The 13,960-nt window shown below is 60.9% G+C and carries 17 protein-coding genes; 8 read left to right on the top strand and 9 right to left on the bottom strand.

What is annotated here, in order from left to right:
• Positions 1–26 precede the first annotated feature (26 nt).
• Genes P3C39_RS30290 through P3C39_RS30275 form a run of 4 tightly spaced genes read right to left on the bottom strand, consistent with a single transcriptional unit; the run spans position 27 to position 2,209 of the window.
• Positions 27–803 carry an aldolase/citrate lyase family protein gene (locus P3C39_RS30290; RefSeq protein ID WP_050596335.1) on the bottom strand — a complete coding sequence of 259 codons (777 nt, stop codon included), beginning with the start codon at positions 801–803 and terminating at the stop codon, positions 27–29.
• A gap of 50 nt (positions 804–853) precedes the next feature.
• Complete coding sequence (locus tag P3C39_RS30285) at positions 854–1,159, bottom strand: putative quinol monooxygenase (protein WP_050596334.1); 306 nt, start codon at positions 1,157–1,159, stop codon at positions 854–856.
• Positions 1,156–1,866, bottom strand: coding sequence for a transcriptional regulator NanR (gene nanR, locus P3C39_RS30280; RefSeq protein ID WP_027163180.1), 711 nt, complete (start codon positions 1,864–1,866; stop codon positions 1,156–1,158). The genes P3C39_RS30285 and nanR overlap by 4 nt, the downstream gene beginning before the upstream one ends.
• Before the next feature lie 52 nt (positions 1,867–1,918).
• Positions 1,919–2,209: a hypothetical protein gene (locus tag P3C39_RS30275; RefSeq protein ID WP_275954872.1), complete on the bottom strand. Its 291-nt coding sequence runs from the start codon at positions 2,207–2,209 to the stop codon at positions 1,919–1,921.
• Positions 2,210–2,563: 354 nt separating this feature from the next.
• Here P3C39_RS30275 and P3C39_RS30270 point away from each other — a divergent pair, with 354 nt between their 5' ends.
• The 6 genes from P3C39_RS30270 (at position 2,564) to P3C39_RS30245 (ending at position 8,559) form a co-directional block, all read left to right on the top strand.
• Positions 2,564–2,926 carry a type IV secretory system conjugative DNA transfer family protein gene (locus P3C39_RS30270; RefSeq protein WP_346016459.1) on the top strand — a complete coding sequence of 121 codons (363 nt, stop codon included), beginning with the start codon at positions 2,564–2,566 and terminating at the stop codon, positions 2,924–2,926.
• A gap of 937 nt (positions 2,927–3,863) precedes the next feature.
• The gene (gene repA, locus P3C39_RS30265) at positions 3,864–5,066 is read left to right on the top strand and encodes a plasmid partitioning protein RepA (protein WP_013525328.1); all 1,203 of its coding nucleotides are present in this window, start codon (positions 3,864–3,866) and stop codon (positions 5,064–5,066) included.
• Between the two features lie 77 nt (positions 5,067–5,143).
• Positions 5,144–6,109, top strand: coding sequence for a plasmid partitioning protein RepB (gene repB, locus P3C39_RS30260; RefSeq protein WP_275954873.1), 966 nt, complete (start codon positions 5,144–5,146; stop codon positions 6,107–6,109).
• A gap of 153 nt (positions 6,110–6,262) precedes the next feature.
• On the top strand, positions 6,263–7,468 hold the full coding sequence (repC, locus tag P3C39_RS30255) for a plasmid replication protein RepC (protein WP_013525330.1): 1,206 nt from the start codon (positions 6,263–6,265) through the stop codon (positions 7,466–7,468).
• A gap of 186 nt (positions 7,469–7,654) precedes the next feature.
• Positions 7,655–8,044 carry an MbcA/ParS/Xre antitoxin family protein gene (locus P3C39_RS30250; RefSeq protein WP_013525331.1) on the top strand — a complete coding sequence of 130 codons (390 nt, stop codon included), beginning with the start codon at positions 7,655–7,657 and terminating at the stop codon, positions 8,042–8,044.
• Positions 8,041–8,559 carry an RES family NAD+ phosphorylase gene (locus P3C39_RS30245; RefSeq protein WP_013525332.1) on the top strand — a complete coding sequence of 173 codons (519 nt, stop codon included), beginning with the start codon at positions 8,041–8,043 and terminating at the stop codon, positions 8,557–8,559. Before P3C39_RS30250 ends, P3C39_RS30245 begins: the two co-directional genes overlap by 4 nt.
• A 23-nt stretch (positions 8,560–8,582) precedes the next feature.
• Here P3C39_RS30245 and P3C39_RS30240 read toward each other — a convergent pair whose 3' ends face one another.
• A complete protein-coding gene (locus tag P3C39_RS30240) occupies positions 8,583–9,746 on the bottom strand; it encodes a site-specific integrase (protein ID WP_275954874.1) in 1,164 nt (387 codons plus the stop codon).
• Here P3C39_RS30240 and P3C39_RS30235 point away from each other — a divergent pair.
• Both P3C39_RS30235 and P3C39_RS30230 read left to right on the top strand, forming a co-directional pair.
• Positions 9,661–10,824: a DUF1403 family protein gene (locus tag P3C39_RS30235; RefSeq protein WP_338048548.1), complete on the top strand. Its 1,164-nt coding sequence runs from the start codon at positions 9,661–9,663 to the stop codon at positions 10,822–10,824. The genes P3C39_RS30240 and P3C39_RS30235 overlap by 86 nt on opposite strands.
• 2 nt (positions 10,825–10,826) lie before the next feature.
• A complete protein-coding gene (locus tag P3C39_RS30230; protein ID WP_013525335.1) occupies positions 10,827–11,549 on the top strand; it encodes an SMC-Scp complex subunit ScpB in 723 nt (240 codons plus the stop codon).
• 38 nt (positions 11,550–11,587) lie between these two features.
• On the opposite strand, the gene P3C39_RS30225 is transcribed toward P3C39_RS30230, so the two are convergent.
• The 4 genes from P3C39_RS30225 to P3C39_RS30210 form a co-directional block, all read right to left on the bottom strand.
• Positions 11,588–12,112 (bottom strand): RES domain-containing protein, encoded by a 525-nt coding sequence (locus P3C39_RS30225; RefSeq protein WP_275954875.1) that lies wholly within the window; start codon positions 12,110–12,112, stop codon positions 11,588–11,590.
• The gene (locus P3C39_RS30220) at positions 12,109–12,495 is read right to left on the bottom strand and encodes a hypothetical protein (RefSeq protein WP_013525337.1); all 387 of its coding nucleotides are present in this window, start codon (positions 12,493–12,495) and stop codon (positions 12,109–12,111) included. Before P3C39_RS30220 ends, P3C39_RS30225 begins: the two co-directional genes overlap by 4 nt.
• 403 nt (positions 12,496–12,898) lie before the next feature.
• Positions 12,899–13,396 carry an N-6 DNA methylase gene (locus P3C39_RS30215; protein WP_275954876.1) on the bottom strand — a complete coding sequence of 166 codons (498 nt, stop codon included), beginning with the start codon at positions 13,394–13,396 and terminating at the stop codon, positions 12,899–12,901.
• A gap of 4 nt (positions 13,397–13,400) precedes the next feature.
• The gene (locus P3C39_RS30210) at positions 13,401–13,649 is read right to left on the bottom strand and encodes an N-6 DNA methylase (RefSeq protein ID WP_198032133.1); all 249 of its coding nucleotides are present in this window, start codon (positions 13,647–13,649) and stop codon (positions 13,401–13,403) included.
• Positions 13,650–13,960 lie beyond the last annotated feature (311 nt).

Here is a 13,960-nt window from a genome sequence, read left to right as displayed (position 1 = left end):
TAGGTCGCCCATTCTCTCCTCCGTTCTTACTGGCACCCGGCCCGGATTTTGGAGACCGCGTCGGCGATCGCGTCGTGCAGTATCCAGACGTCGCCCGAATAACAAATGAAGTCGAAGCCTTGTGCGTAGAACTCGTGGCCCTGCTGGACGTTGGGCACCAGGCGCCCGAGCGACTTGTTGTGCCTTTTGGCGGCGGAAACGATTTTGGCCATCGCGGCGATGAAGGTCGGGTGCGCGAAGTCGCCGGGAATGCCGAGCGAGACCGACAGATCAAAGTGACCGACCCACAGACAATCGACGCCGTCCAATCCCGCAATGCCGTCGATGTTCTTGACGCCGTCGGCGGTCTCGATCAGGCAGATGAACACCGAGCGCTGGTTGGCCGCCTCGAACTTATCTGCAACCGAGCCCGGACGGTAACGGTCATGCGCGATCTGCAGCGCCACGCCGCGAGCGCCAGCCGGATGGTATTTCATGGAATTGATGATGTGCTGCGCCTGCTCGACGGTACTCACCATCGGCGCGATTAATCCTTCGGCCCCCATATCCATGGCGCGGGCGAGGAAATGGTAGTCCTGCGATGGCACACGCACCATAACCGGCAGGTCGGCCGCCTCGAAATAGCGGATCGCGCTCTTGACCGTTTCCAGGCTGAAGCCCGAATGCTCCATATCGAAAAAGGCGAAGTCACAGCCAGCGGACTTCAGGATGTGGCCTATCCCCGGCGTCGCGAACTCGGCGACAAGGGTCCCGAGCTTGACGCGTCTGTGAGACGCTAGCGCCTTGAGACTTGGCTCCGACATGAACTTCCCTCCCGTTCGCCCACAAGGGGCGCATTGCGCCTACGCGTTCTTCAAGACGAAGCTTCGACAACAAGGTCGCAGATCGTCACCAGCTTGGTGTCGACGAGCGGCGCGCTCTGCGAATTGAATTCCTCGAAATGGGCTGTCCGGCAGTGGAGCATGAATGCCGCCTCGCTGTCGTAAATCTCGTAGAGCAGGACCCGGTCGGGCTCGCCGCGCGCCTGCGTCACATCAAAGCGGCGGCAGCCGGCTTCGCTGCGAACCGACGCGGTCGCGTTGGCGTCCACGAGCTCTCGGAATCTGCCCCGGGCACCCGGCTTGAGGCGGAAATCGACCCAGACTACGAAGCCGCTCATCCCTTGCCACCCGCAATTTCAAGATAGCGTCTGGAGACATATTCCAGATGCCTGCGCATAGCCGCTTCGGAGGCGTCTGGATCGCGCGCGGCGACGGCATCAAAGATTTCGCGATGAGCCTCGTAGGCCTTTCGGTCTTCACCTTTGGCCAAAGTTGTGCGCCGCTGTTCCAGCAGCCATTCGGCCAACGCCGCGTGAATGGCTGTGAAGATACGATTGCGGGTGATCACCGCCAGCACGTAGTGGAAGTCCACATCGGTGCGCTCGAAGCGCGTCAGGTCCCCGATCGACTGCCGGTTGATTTCGAGCGCCTCCTTGAGGCCCTCAATATCCTCTGACGTGGCATTGATGGCGGCGTTGCGGGCAAGCCCGACTTCGAAAAACAAACGCGCGCTCTGGAAGTCATGAACCCCGCCAGGAGCCGAAATCATGTGGCGCGCCGGCCCCGAGAGGGCGTCGATCACGAATTGGGGGGTTGGCCGAGTGACGCGGGCGCGCTCACCGGATTTCACCTCGACAAGCCCCATCTTGCTCAGATGCAGCAGGGCCTCGCGGATTGAAGGGCGCCCGACCCCGAACTGCCGCATGAGTTCCCGCTCGGATGGGAGCCGGTCGGCTTCGGCCAGCTCTCCCTTGCGGATCATCCGCTCGAGGTGCGCTGCAACCTCCTCCGAAAGCTTCCGCGGTTTGATCAGAACGCCGATCATGTGGCATACCTGTTATACCAGTCAGGTACGCTAGGCTCCCAGAGCGCCTCTGTCAACGATCAATTGGGCTGGATAGAGACTGAACAGAGATGCCCAGGCTCGCGCGGCCCGCCTCTTGGATGGCAAGGACGACGATGGGCTGCTCGTAGCAGATCAGCGGCGCAACCTTCACGCCCTCGACCTCGACCACAGGAGTGGCACAGACATGTGCCCTCGCCCCGCTGCGCTGCCCGACCCAGGCAAGCCAGGGCTGCCAAAGGGCGAGCGGATTTCCGCTCCAGCCGATCGCGCCAGCGGCCACACCGCCGGTGATGAAACCAAGCGAATGCAGCGCTTCAAGCATGAAAGTGAGCAAGGCCGAGAATGCCGTCGACCTGAACCCGTCCAGCGTGAGTCATATGAACCTGGGAATCTGGAGTGAAGGAAGCCATCGCCCGGAGGAACCACACCGCCGACAAGGCTGTGATGATCCTACCCTCGGAATAGATTGTGCGAAGTTCGGAATTCCCAAAGCGGACCGGTTCCGCGGGCGCACAGACCTCGCGGGAGATAGCCGCGCACAACCGCAAGGTCAGAGGCCTGCGACCGGGGCGGACAGATATGGCGATGTCACCGACTCTGGGCTCGTGCTGAATTGCTTCGATTCGCCGAAGGCCAAGCGGATAGCTCGGTGTCATGTTCAGCCGACACCCACTCCATGCGACGTGGTCGAACCACTGCTGCGCGGCGTGACGCAATGGGTTCCGGAACCAAAACTGCGACCCGATTGCAGGATTGCGACTCGTCGCAAAGCGCATTTGTCCGCGAAAACGTCGCCCGCTTCATCAACATGACACCGGAGACATTCTCGGGCATCTATGGGGCCGCATCCAGGGAAACGCACTGGCTGTCCTACGAGAGCTACGCCGCGCTCGTCTCGGGCAGAAGTTTGCGACCGACGAGGTTGCAGCGGGCAAAATCGACATCTTCATCAACGTCGACTCAACACACTCGAGAACCATCCGGACCTCGCCCGGGTCATCATTGGCTCACTGATGAATGCCATCTACAATCGCAATGAAGCAGGCCAGTTCGGATCTTGTCGATGAGCTGATTTCCATGAAATTCGTTCAGGAGATGAAATCCACCCAACAGCGCGTTGGCAAGCCTCCGACCCCGCTTGAAGATGGGCCCCCCTCCCCTTCCCGAGATCAGCTGTTCAACGGTGTCCGCGGCAGCCTACGGCGACAGCGACCTCAAGGGCCAAGAGTGACACCATAGAGCCGGGAATGATGGTCTTGGCATCGTTGTTCCCGAGCCGACAAATTCGGTTTCTACCTCAGGCCGGATTTCATCACCAAGCGTCTGCTATCAACGCTCGGGTGGCACCCTCGTCGGTTGCGAACGCTCCCTTGGCGAGCAGATAAAGGAAGTTTCGGGCGCTCGCCCGCACCGCTCAAAACGATGGTGCGCGAACTGCGGTCTCCAGCGATCGGCTTTCAGTCGGGTAACGGTTGACCTCCGCATGCAAACGCACCTGCAGGAGGCACGCTGACCTACCCTATGTCAGCGAATATCGTTTGAGGCCGCTAGAGACGAATTGGGGTCGGTCCGAGCTTTGGACGTTTGCGTCTCGTCATGATGGAGGAGGTCGGCCATTGCTTTTGATGCCTTCGACCAAGCCTCAGCTGGCAAAGCGAGCCCGCCTACCGCCTTGAGCGGGTGGAAGCGCCCTCCCCTCCCCTAAGCCGCTCCGCTGATGGGGCGGTTTTTACTGCCGTAAAGACTGCTCTTTGTGTCAGAAAAACCAGGCGTTTAGCCAGATGAGCGGGAGAGTTCCAGTCGAACGACAACCCGCCATTATCCGACGACAGCAGGAATCGGCCGCAAGGAAGCCCGCTAGTGCTGTTCACCTTCTGTTAACCTAAAACTTCTTGCCGGGCTTTCCGAATCGGAGCTTAATGGCGCTTGTTGAATAATTTCATCGCAAAAAGCGCCAATTCAGGTTTTCGACGAGAATGAATATCGCCATGCGGCTACCGAGCTTCGAGTTCGATGAGAAAATCCTCGAGCAGGGTGCTGAGATATCACGGCGCCTTAACCAGCTTCGGATGGAGAAATTTCCCCCCGATGCGGCGAAGACGCTGCGTTCGTTTTCGATGGCAGAAGTCGCTCACTATCTTGGTGTCTCGCAGAACAATCTGAAGCGCCTTCATCTGGAGGGCAAGGGCCCCCTGCCCGAGCAGATCCCATCGGGACGCCGGTCCTACACTGCCCAGCAGATGCTTGAGCTGCGCCATTTCCTGGACCAGCATGGCAGGACCGAAGTCAAGAAGTATGTCCCGCACCGCAAGTCCGGCGACAAGCTCCAGGTCGTTGCTGTCGTCAACTTCAAGGGGGGCAGTGGCAAGACAACGACTGCCGCCCACCTCGCCCAGCATCTGGCCTTGACCGGCCACCGTGTTCTTGCAATCGATCTCGATCCTCAAGCCTCACTGTCGGCCCTGCATGGCTTTCAGCCGGAACTTGATAACAACCTCTCGCTCTATGAGGCGATTCGTTACGATGACGAACGCCGCTCGATTGCGGACGTAATCCTTCCGACGAATTTTCCAGGTCTCGATATCATCCCCGCCAATCTCGAATTGCAGGAATACGAATACGACACGCCCCTCGCCATGCAGGATAAGACGTCAAATGCCGGGCGCCAGTTCTTCACGCGCATGGCGAAGGCGTTAACGGAGGTCGACGATCGCTATGACGTTGTCGTGGTTGATTGCCCGCCCCAGCTTGGCTACCTGACGTTGACGGCCATGTCGGCGGCGACGTCGGTTCTCATTACAGTTCATCCGCAGATGCTCGACCTGATGTCTATGAGCCAGTTCCTGCTCATGCTCGGCGGCATATTGAAAACCATCAAGGCCGCCGGTGCGGCAATCGAGCTCGATTGGTTTAGATATCTGATCACACGCTACGAGCCGACGGATATCCCGCAGGCGCAGATGGTAGGCTTCATGCAGTCCATGCTTGCCGGCCAGATCCTGGAGAACCCGATGTTGAAGTCGACGGCGATTTCGGACGCGGGTCTCACCAAGCAGACGCTCTACGAGGTGGAGAAGTCGGCCTTTACCCGTTCCACCTACGACCGTGCACTGGAATCCCTCGATGCGGTCAATGCTGAAATCGCGACGCTGATCCATCGTGCGTGGGGACGGTCATGACGGCGAAGTTTACGGCAGTAAAAACTGGAAATTTTGTCTTTGAAATCAAATCGCTAACCGCGATTGGAGGCGGTTAAATGGCACGCAGGGACATTTTCGGCAGTGTGTTGGGCCCTGCGACGGCAGTGGCTGATGCGAAGGACGTATCCGGGTATGCCGTTCGCGGGGCGTCGCGCTCCATCATGCAATCCTTCGAGGAGCTCTCCAAGAGCTCGGTCGTGGATCTCGATCCGGCATTTGTGGATACCTCCTTCGTTTCGGATCGCCTGGACGAAGACGATGAGGCATATCAGGAGTTGCTTGCGGCCATTCGGGAAAGAGGACAAGATTCTCCGATCCTGGTCAGGCCTCATCCTGAGCTCTCCGGTCGCTTTCAGACCGTCTTCGGGCATCGGCGCGTCAAGGTTGCCCGCCAGCTGGGACGGCCAGTACGCGCGGTCGTCAAGAAGATGGGCGATGAGGATCATGTTATTGCCCAGGGCCAAGAGAACGCCGCAAGGGCCAATTTGTCCTTCATCGAAAGGACCCTGTTTGCCGATCGCATTCTCAAGCGCGGCCACACGCCCGACACGGTGAAGTCGGCTTTGGCGCTCGATGACACGACCTTCTCGAAGATGCGTTCTGTTACCAGCAACATTCCAGAGCCAGTCATTGTGGCCATTGGCGCCGCCAAGACTGTTGGTCGGGACAGATGGTGGCAGCTCGCCAAGCTCATGGAGCATCCGGATAGCGCGGGCAGGGCGGCCGACTATGTGGCAAGTCCAGAGTTCGCCACGTCAGGCAGTGACGCACGATTTGCGCGTCTGTTCGACTTCATGAGCGCGCCGGCAAAACGCGCGCCAGCAGCATCGAAGACACAGGAAAAGGCTTGGGCACCGAACGACAGATCCGTGCGAGCCAAGATCACCGACACAGGAAAAGTGTTTACGCTTGCCCTGAAGGCCAAGGAAGCCTCGCCGTTCGGAGCGTTCATAACCGATCGGCTGGACGAGCTTTTCGAGGCTTTTCGGCAATCGGAAACAGCCAAGAAAACAGGAGACTGAAACCGCAAAAGAAAAAGGCCCCCGAACGTCGCCGTCGCGGAAGCCCTTCTCGTCTGTAGCAAGCTGAGAATCGCACTTCCCCGAATCACTGTCAAGAGTCGTGGCGCCATTTCGGCGAGCAGATTTCTTTTGCCTGATTGAAAGGTGAGGCAAATGGAGAGTGGGTTTGCGACGACGCCCTTCGGGCGGCGGCCGATGACGCTTGCGTTGGTGAAAGCCAACACGGCGTCAAGGCAGATACCTCAGGGGTCTGTCGTCGAGAAATGGCAGGTTTATCGGTGGCTGTGCGAGGGCAAGTCGATTGTCGGCGTCGGCGATCGCGCCCTGGCGGTGCTCAGCGGGCTTTTGACGTTTTATCCAGACGACCAGATCAGCGAGGAAAACGGGTTGATGGTCTTTCCGTCCAACGCTCAGCTATCGCTGCGGGCGCACGGCATGGCCGATTCCACGCTGCGCAGGAACCTGGCGGAACTGGTAAGTTGCGGCCTCATCATCCGCAGGGACAGCGCCAACGGCAAAAGATTTGCCCGCAAAGGGCCGGGCGGGGCTGTGGTGGAGGCCTTCGGCTTCTCCCTGGCCCCGTTGATCACCAGGGCAGCGGAGTTTCAGCAGGCGGCCGACCAGGTTCGAGCCGACGGTCGGGCGCTCAGACTGATGCGGGAGCGCATCACGCTGCACCGCCGCGACATCCATAAGCTGATCGAGGCCGCTGTCGAGGAGGATGTGCCCGGGGACTGGGGAACGCTGTGGAAGCGGTTCCGGGCCATTGTGGACGCAATTCCACGCCGGGCAGGCCTGTCGGAGCTGGAAGGGGTCGTCGCCGAGCTGGTAGAGCTGCACGAAGCGGTCAACAAGATGCTGGAAAGCTTCACAAATGCCAAGAATCCTAGCGGCAATGAGTCCCATAATGAGCGGCAGCAATCTGATTCAAACACAGACTCCGCTTTTGTATTTGAACCGGCTTTCGAAAAAAGCAGGGCGGAGGCCGAGCCAACATCCCACCCCCCCGAGAAGCCGAAAGGCTACCCGATTGGACTGGTGCTGCGGGCCTGTCCCGATATTGCCGACTATGCCGTCAACGGGATCGGAAGCTGGCGCGACTTGATGATGACCGCCGCCCAGGTGCGAGGATACCTTGGCGTGTCGCCTTCAGCCTATGAGGAGGCTTGCCATGTGATGGGCCAGGAAGTTGCCGCGATCGTGATCGCCTGCATTCTGCAAAGAGCGCAGCATATCAACTCGGCTGGCGGTTATCTGCGCGTGCTGACCGAAAAGGCAAAAGCGGGTGAGTTTTCTGTTGGACCTATGCTCATGGCGGCGCTGAAAGCCAATGGCGCGTCAGCACGGATGACCGGATGAGCGGCAAGATATCGCGGGGCAGCGGCGTAAGGATGTGACCGGTGCTGTTGAGGTGGCCTGGCACATTCCCACCTGTCGGCGGGGTTTGCGGCGCGGCCACTGAACGGGTTCGTTCTTGAAAACAGTCTACAAGTGCCATATCTTCTGCACACGAAATATGACTCCCGATATGGTAGGATGAACACCATGGGCCAGGCACTCAAGATAGCCGAGCAGAATGGACCTCTCATCTTGTCCTACATGGACCGGAATGGGAAGATTGCGATTGGGCAGGTCGCGGACGGTTTTGGCATGTCCAAAGGCCAGTTGGCCCAGACTGCAGGTCTTGCACGCGAGACGCTTTATCGGTCAGAGCGTAGCGCCACGGTAAAGACCCAGGGGCGTCTGCGAGAAATGCTCGAGATCATCAGCCGAGTGACGGAATGGGCGGGTGGCAAGGAGCAGGCGATGGCCTGGTATCGGGCTCAGCCGCTTCCGGCATTTGGGGGACGCACCGCTGAGGCGCTGGTGAAGGACGGCAAGGCAGCAGCGGTCCGTGATTATCTCGATCACATGGCCGTTGGCGGGTTTGCGTGAGGTTCGTCGGAACCTGCTACCGCGCACATGATCCACGTTGGGCATTCAAGCCGACTTCCGGCGAAGGAGCGGCGATCCGAGGGGCTCGATTCAATCCCAAAGGCGTGCCGGCGCTCTATCTGGCGCTGACCATCATGACAGCGATCAAGGAAGCCAACCAGGGCTTCGCACAGCGGATCGATCCCTGCGTGCTTTGCTCCTATGAGATCGATTGTGACGACATCGCGGATCTGACAACGGAAGAGCGGAGAGGAGAGTTTTCTGTGACGCTCGAAGAGATGGCCTGTGCCTGGGCGACGGCTCTCAGCAACGGAGAACGTCCAGCGTCCTGGTCCATCTATGAGCGGTTGCAACCCCGAAATGTTGCCGGCATCGTGGTTCCGAGCTTCGCGCCGGGGGCCGAGATGGAGGATCGCAATCTGGTCCTTTGGAACTGGGGCCCCGATCTCCCGCACAAGGTGGCCGTATTCGACCCCAGTGGTCGGCTGCCGAGGGATCAGCTGTCTTGGCGATAGACCGATCCGCCAGGGGAGGGGGCCTACAGTCCACTGGCCCTGGTGAGATTGACGCGAAACCGGTCCCTGCGCCGCTGGTAGCGGCGGGTCATTTCGGCCGACGTATGGCCAAGCTGCTTTTGAACGTAACGCTCGTCGACCTCAGCCGATGAGGCAAGACCGGCGCGCAAGGAATGACCGGAAAATTTCTCTGCACGATCGCCTTCGGACAGGTCGCCACGAACCCCGGCTGCGAGGGCGGTGCGTTTGACCAGCCGCGCCACTTCCTGGTCGTTGAGCCGCTCGGCTGCAACTGCTTTGCCGTTTCCGGTGACGCGTCGAAACAACGGCCCATGGCCGACCCTCGCCAGTTTCAGCCAGGTTTGCACCGCCACAACCGGGCATGTGGCATCGGACGAGCCACGGCCGATCTCGACCTCGCGCCAGCCGGTCTTTCCGCGCAATGCGACGAGAACGCCTTTGTCCAAAACCTCGATCCAGCCGCGGCCGTCCTGGGTTTGGTCCCTGGCAACGTCCAGGCCAACTATTTCAGAACGCCGCAGGCCGCCGGCGAAACCCAACAGGAGCATGGCGCGGTCGCGCAGGCCGCGCAACGTTCCACGGTCAAGGGTCTCGAGCATGGCAATCAGGTCTTCAGTCAGAATGGCTTCCTTTTGCCGGGGAGGGGAGGCGTGAGTGTTGCGAATGCCGGCCAGCACAGTGGCGATATGCCGGTCCTTCCTGTCCAATGGCTGGCCACGCTGAGAAAAATTCCAGGTCATCGAGGAGAGACGTCGCTCGATGGTCGAGACGGCGTTCGGCTTCTTGTCGCCCGTCACCTTACCGGACGCGCAGGCCGTGATGTAAAGGCCAACGACCTGCGGGTCGGGCGGCAACACATCGAGATGCTGGCGGCGCGCCCAGGCGCAAAAATGCTTCCAATCGGCGGCGTAGGCGCGCCGGGTGTTCGCCGAGCTTGCTGCCTCGACGTAATCGCGCGCGCGCTCGGCGAGCCCTTCCAGGTGCGCCGGCAGGGGAGGGGCGTTTTGCGGCTCGCAGGGTGCCTGCGCCATTTCCATGACGATATCGACAATATCAGGCAAGTCGTCAGCTGGAGGGGAGGTGCTGGCGATCGCGGTCGTGCTGTGGGACGGCGCTTTGCTCTCCTCAGGACGATTTTCGCGGCTCAGGTCGACGATAGGGGCCATTCTGCTAGCATGGCTTGTAACGAACGATAATGCAACATTATCATTCATTATATCTGCACGACAGGCTGTGCGTTTTGGGTCGAAATTGATGGCGCAAAGCGCACGGGCGCTTTACGCTCCAATCATGATTCGCCTCGATCCCGCGACCGCCAGCCTCGCCGCGCCGCCGACCGTACCGGCCTGGGCGCTCGCGTCCGGTCGTGACGCCAGCGAGATCGACGCCGCCTTCCAGGCCGGCGCCGCCCTGGGTGCCCTCGACACGCTTGCCCGCGCGCAAGCCAGTTGGGCCGGGACCTGGCGGCAGCGGCTGGCGCTTCGCTGTGCCGCCGCCAGCATGCGGTTGGCTGGGCGCGCCGAAGACGAGGCCGCCCTGCGCGACGCCTGGCACCTGCGCCCGGCCGGCGCCGATCCCGGCCCCGCCGGCGCCATCCTTGGCGCCTGGCGGCAGTTGGCCGGGCAGCCGCCCGGTGCCAGCGCCGATCGACTCGAAAACATCGTCGGCCAGCTCGGCCTCCATTGGGAAGGCGCCGCGCTTGCCGACCTGGGCACGGAGATCGAACAAGTGGTGAGGTCGCAGCGGCCGGCGCCGTTCGCCGCGGCGGCGATCGCCGCTCACGTCGTCGCCGTACGCCCCGACTGCGAGCTTTTGGCTTGGTGGCTGGCCGACCTGGTGCTGGCGCACGGCCTGCGCTGGCCGCGGCCGGTGCCGCTGCTGATGGCGCAAGCCTTTGGGCCGACTTTTCGCGGCGAGGCCGGCGGCAAGCGCATCCGACCCGCGGACAAGAATTTTGAGCGCGCGGTCTGCGTCGCGCTGGTTCACGCGGCGGCGGACGCGTGCCGGCTGGCGGCCGAGCTGTCGCGTCGCGCGGAGCGGCTCATCGCCGTCGCACCGAAGCTCAGGGCGAAGGGGGCGGGCGATGTGATCCAAAGACTGCTCGACGACGACGCCGTCTCCGGATCGCTGACGACCAAAAGCCTGTCGCGCTTTGCGGCGCGACGCCTGTTCGAGCGGCTGCAACAGCTCGATGCCGTGCGCGAGCTTTCCGGCCGCACTACTTTTCGGCTGTTTGGGCTGTAGCGATGAGCGAAGCGTCCGCCCGCCGCAAGCCGAACGAACAGCCTGTGCTGCTCGACACCGAACTCGCCCACCTGCCGCCGGAGCTGCGCTGGCGCGAATGGATGGGCCGCGTCGAAGCGGTCATTTTTGCGGCCAGCGAACCGGTGACACGCGGTGTCCTCGCGCGGGTGGTGGGAAAAAACTGCAATCTCGAGCTGATCATCGACGACATTCGCGCCGAGCTCGCCGGCCGCCCCTACGAGCTGGTCGCGGTCGCCGGCGGCTGGCAGCACCGGACCAGACAGATCTTTGGCGACGCCATCCGCGCCGCATTCGGCACGGCAGCGGGCGAGCGGGCAAAAGAACTGTCGCAGGCGGAGGCGCTGGTTTTGATGTGCATCGCCTATTTCCAGCCGATCACGCGTGGCGAGCTGTCTTCCTTCTTCGGCAAGGAGGTGTCGCGCGACCTGATCGGTGTGCTGCGGGGGCAGGATCTCATCGCCTCGGGGCCGCGCAGTCCGCAGCCGGGCGCGCCCTATACCTATGTGACGACCAAAAATTTTCTGTCGCAATTCGGGCTCGACACGCTGCGCCAGCTGCCGGATTTCGAGGCGCTCGAGGACGCCGGGCTGCTGTCGAAGGAGAAGCTGCTGGCCGGGGATATACCGACCGGTCTTGTCCGGGGGGAGGGCGACTTCGAAGAGGGCGACCCAACGACTGGCGTCGTTGAGGATGAGGCGCTCTGAACTGATCGGAAATCGGGTTGCTTACGACAGCTAGCAACTCAGGGCCATGATGACTGATCGGTCGGTTGCCGGTGATCGGGATCGTGAACCGCGACCTTATCACCGTCGACAAGATTGGCCGGAAAGATCACCAGATTGGTGCCGCCGGCGTGACGCAGCGACGGAAACAGAATACCGCGAAGCCCGGTCGTAACGACCAGGTCCGCAAGCTTCCACGATGACGGTATCTTGCTGTCGATGCGAGCGATCTGGCGCCAGGCACAATCCCATTCCTTCCAGGCACTATCCCAAACATTCGGGTCGAACCCCTGAGAAAGATCGGCGATCTCGGAAAGCGTGATCTTGTAGGCGGCAAGGGTGGCGGGCGGGGTGATGCTGGCACCCTGCTTGTATTCCTCCAACGCTGTCTGAGGCGCGCGGGACAGGTAAACGGCTTCGACGCCGGGCCGATTGAAGCGCCCGCCATCGATCGCCGCGCCCCCACCACTGGTGGGCAGGAAGGCCCATTTGGGTGTCAGATAGCGATGGAAGATCTCGTCCGGCCCGACGCGGGTGACCTTCACCCGCGCGCCCCGTTCTCGAGATCCCGGATGAAGGCCAGCACTGCTTCGACCTGGCCGCCCGCGACGAGTTCGGCCGCCGTGCGATGGCCATAGTCGGCGATCGGCTCATTGCGATACCAGTAGATCGCCTTGTCGACGTCGCCGGTGAGTTCCGTTGCGGCCGAAATCACCTTCACCATCTCGCGCATCCGACCCTGCAGTCGCTCCGACGACGGGTTACGGAGCGTGTTGCGGTGGACGCCGGTCAACTGCGCCAAGTTGGCCACCTTCACGCCCAGCGCCTGCGACAGGCGCTTCGGCGAGATATAAGGCGTGCGCGGCTCCTGCAGGCTGTCGACAAAACCTGAGACCACTTTCGATTGTGCGAGCTGTGCGTGGGTCATGACAAATCTCCGATCTCTCTCTTACGCACAATATATGCACATTCCTAGGCATAGCAAGTGAACAGAGCCCGACGCCATTTCCAGCGCACTGCTTGTGCTTCCCCATCCTCGTAGCGGATGATAGCTAGCTGTGAGCTAGCGGCAGCAATGCGCCTCATTACCGCCGTACAAGCCAACATCGATATAGACCGAAAGCGGACGTGGGAAATCAGCAGCTCTCAAGGCGCACCGGCGCGCTGCTTGATGGTCGATTCGAGCCCGGCGTCATCCTTTTGAAAGCGGCAAGGTTGGAAGCCCAAGCTCGCGCAAGAATGTGTTGTGCTTCGCTGTCGCTGCGCGAAACTGCTTCTCGATGTCGACCAAGTCTTCATTGGCGGCTATTAGATCGATTTCGAGCTCATCCTCAGCCGTTCTGATGTAGCGGGAAATATTGAGGTTGTGACCCTCGTCGGCGATACGATCGATGCTGACGCGCTTGGAATAGGTCCTCCTCCTTACGGAACTTGTAGGTTTCGATGATCTTGCCGATATGGTCCGTTGTCCCGTTCTTGCCATCCCCTAATTTGTTCTGACGCTTGTCCTTCAAAAAGTGCTCGGCTGCGTTGATGAAGAGAACATCGTCGGGCTTCTTACACTTCTTCAGAACAAGGATGCAGACCGGGATACCCGTCGAATAGAACAGGTTGGCGGGCAGTCCGATGACGGCGTCGATGTGACCGTCCTTCAGCAGCTTGGTTCGAATGCGCTCTTCCGCCCCACCTCTGAACAGCACCCCGTGGGGGAGGATGATGGCCATTACGCCTTCATCCTTCAGGTAGTGGAAACCGTGCAACAGGAAGGCAAAGTCCGCGGCCGACTTGGGCGCCAGCCCATAGTTCTTGAACCGCACATCGTCGCCCATCGCCTCAGTCGGATCCCAGCGCAAACTGAAGGGCGGGTTGGCCACAAATGGCATCGAAGGAAGGCTTCTTTGCAGGATTCAATTCGCGCAGGATGTCCCAGTCATTGGAAAGCGTATCGCCGTGGTAGATCTCGAATTCAGTGTCCTTCACGCCATGCAGCAGCATGTTCATGCGCGCGAGGTTGTAGGTGGTGATGTTCTTTTCCTGCCCGTAGATTCTGCCGATGCCGTGCGGCCCCATGCGCTTGCGCACGTTCAGCAGCAGCGAGCCGGAGCCGCACGCGAAGTCGAGGCGCAGATCACCCGGTCTCTCTGGAGCGAATATTCGCCAAACCGGAAGCCGCCGGCAGAGCCGGCTCGTGGCGTTGTTGAAGGTGCGTAGGCATTGTGCGGACAGAGCTCTGACGGGTGGCGTCAGCTCTGCCTGCCACTATTTTCACCTTGGTCGATAATTAGCACAACAGAATATGTGGCCAGCCGGCAACAAGCCGGCCAGCAATCTATTGCTTACCCACAAACCGACGAACAGTCGTCATATGACGACTGTTCGGTCCACGGCCTTGG

Origin of the sequence: Mesorhizobium sp. XAP4 (genome assembly GCF_029269325.1) — a bacterium.
Lineage (GTDB): Bacteria > Pseudomonadota > Alphaproteobacteria > Rhizobiales > Rhizobiaceae > Mesorhizobium > Mesorhizobium ciceri.
This window is presented reverse-complemented; position numbering and strand designations above follow the sequence as displayed.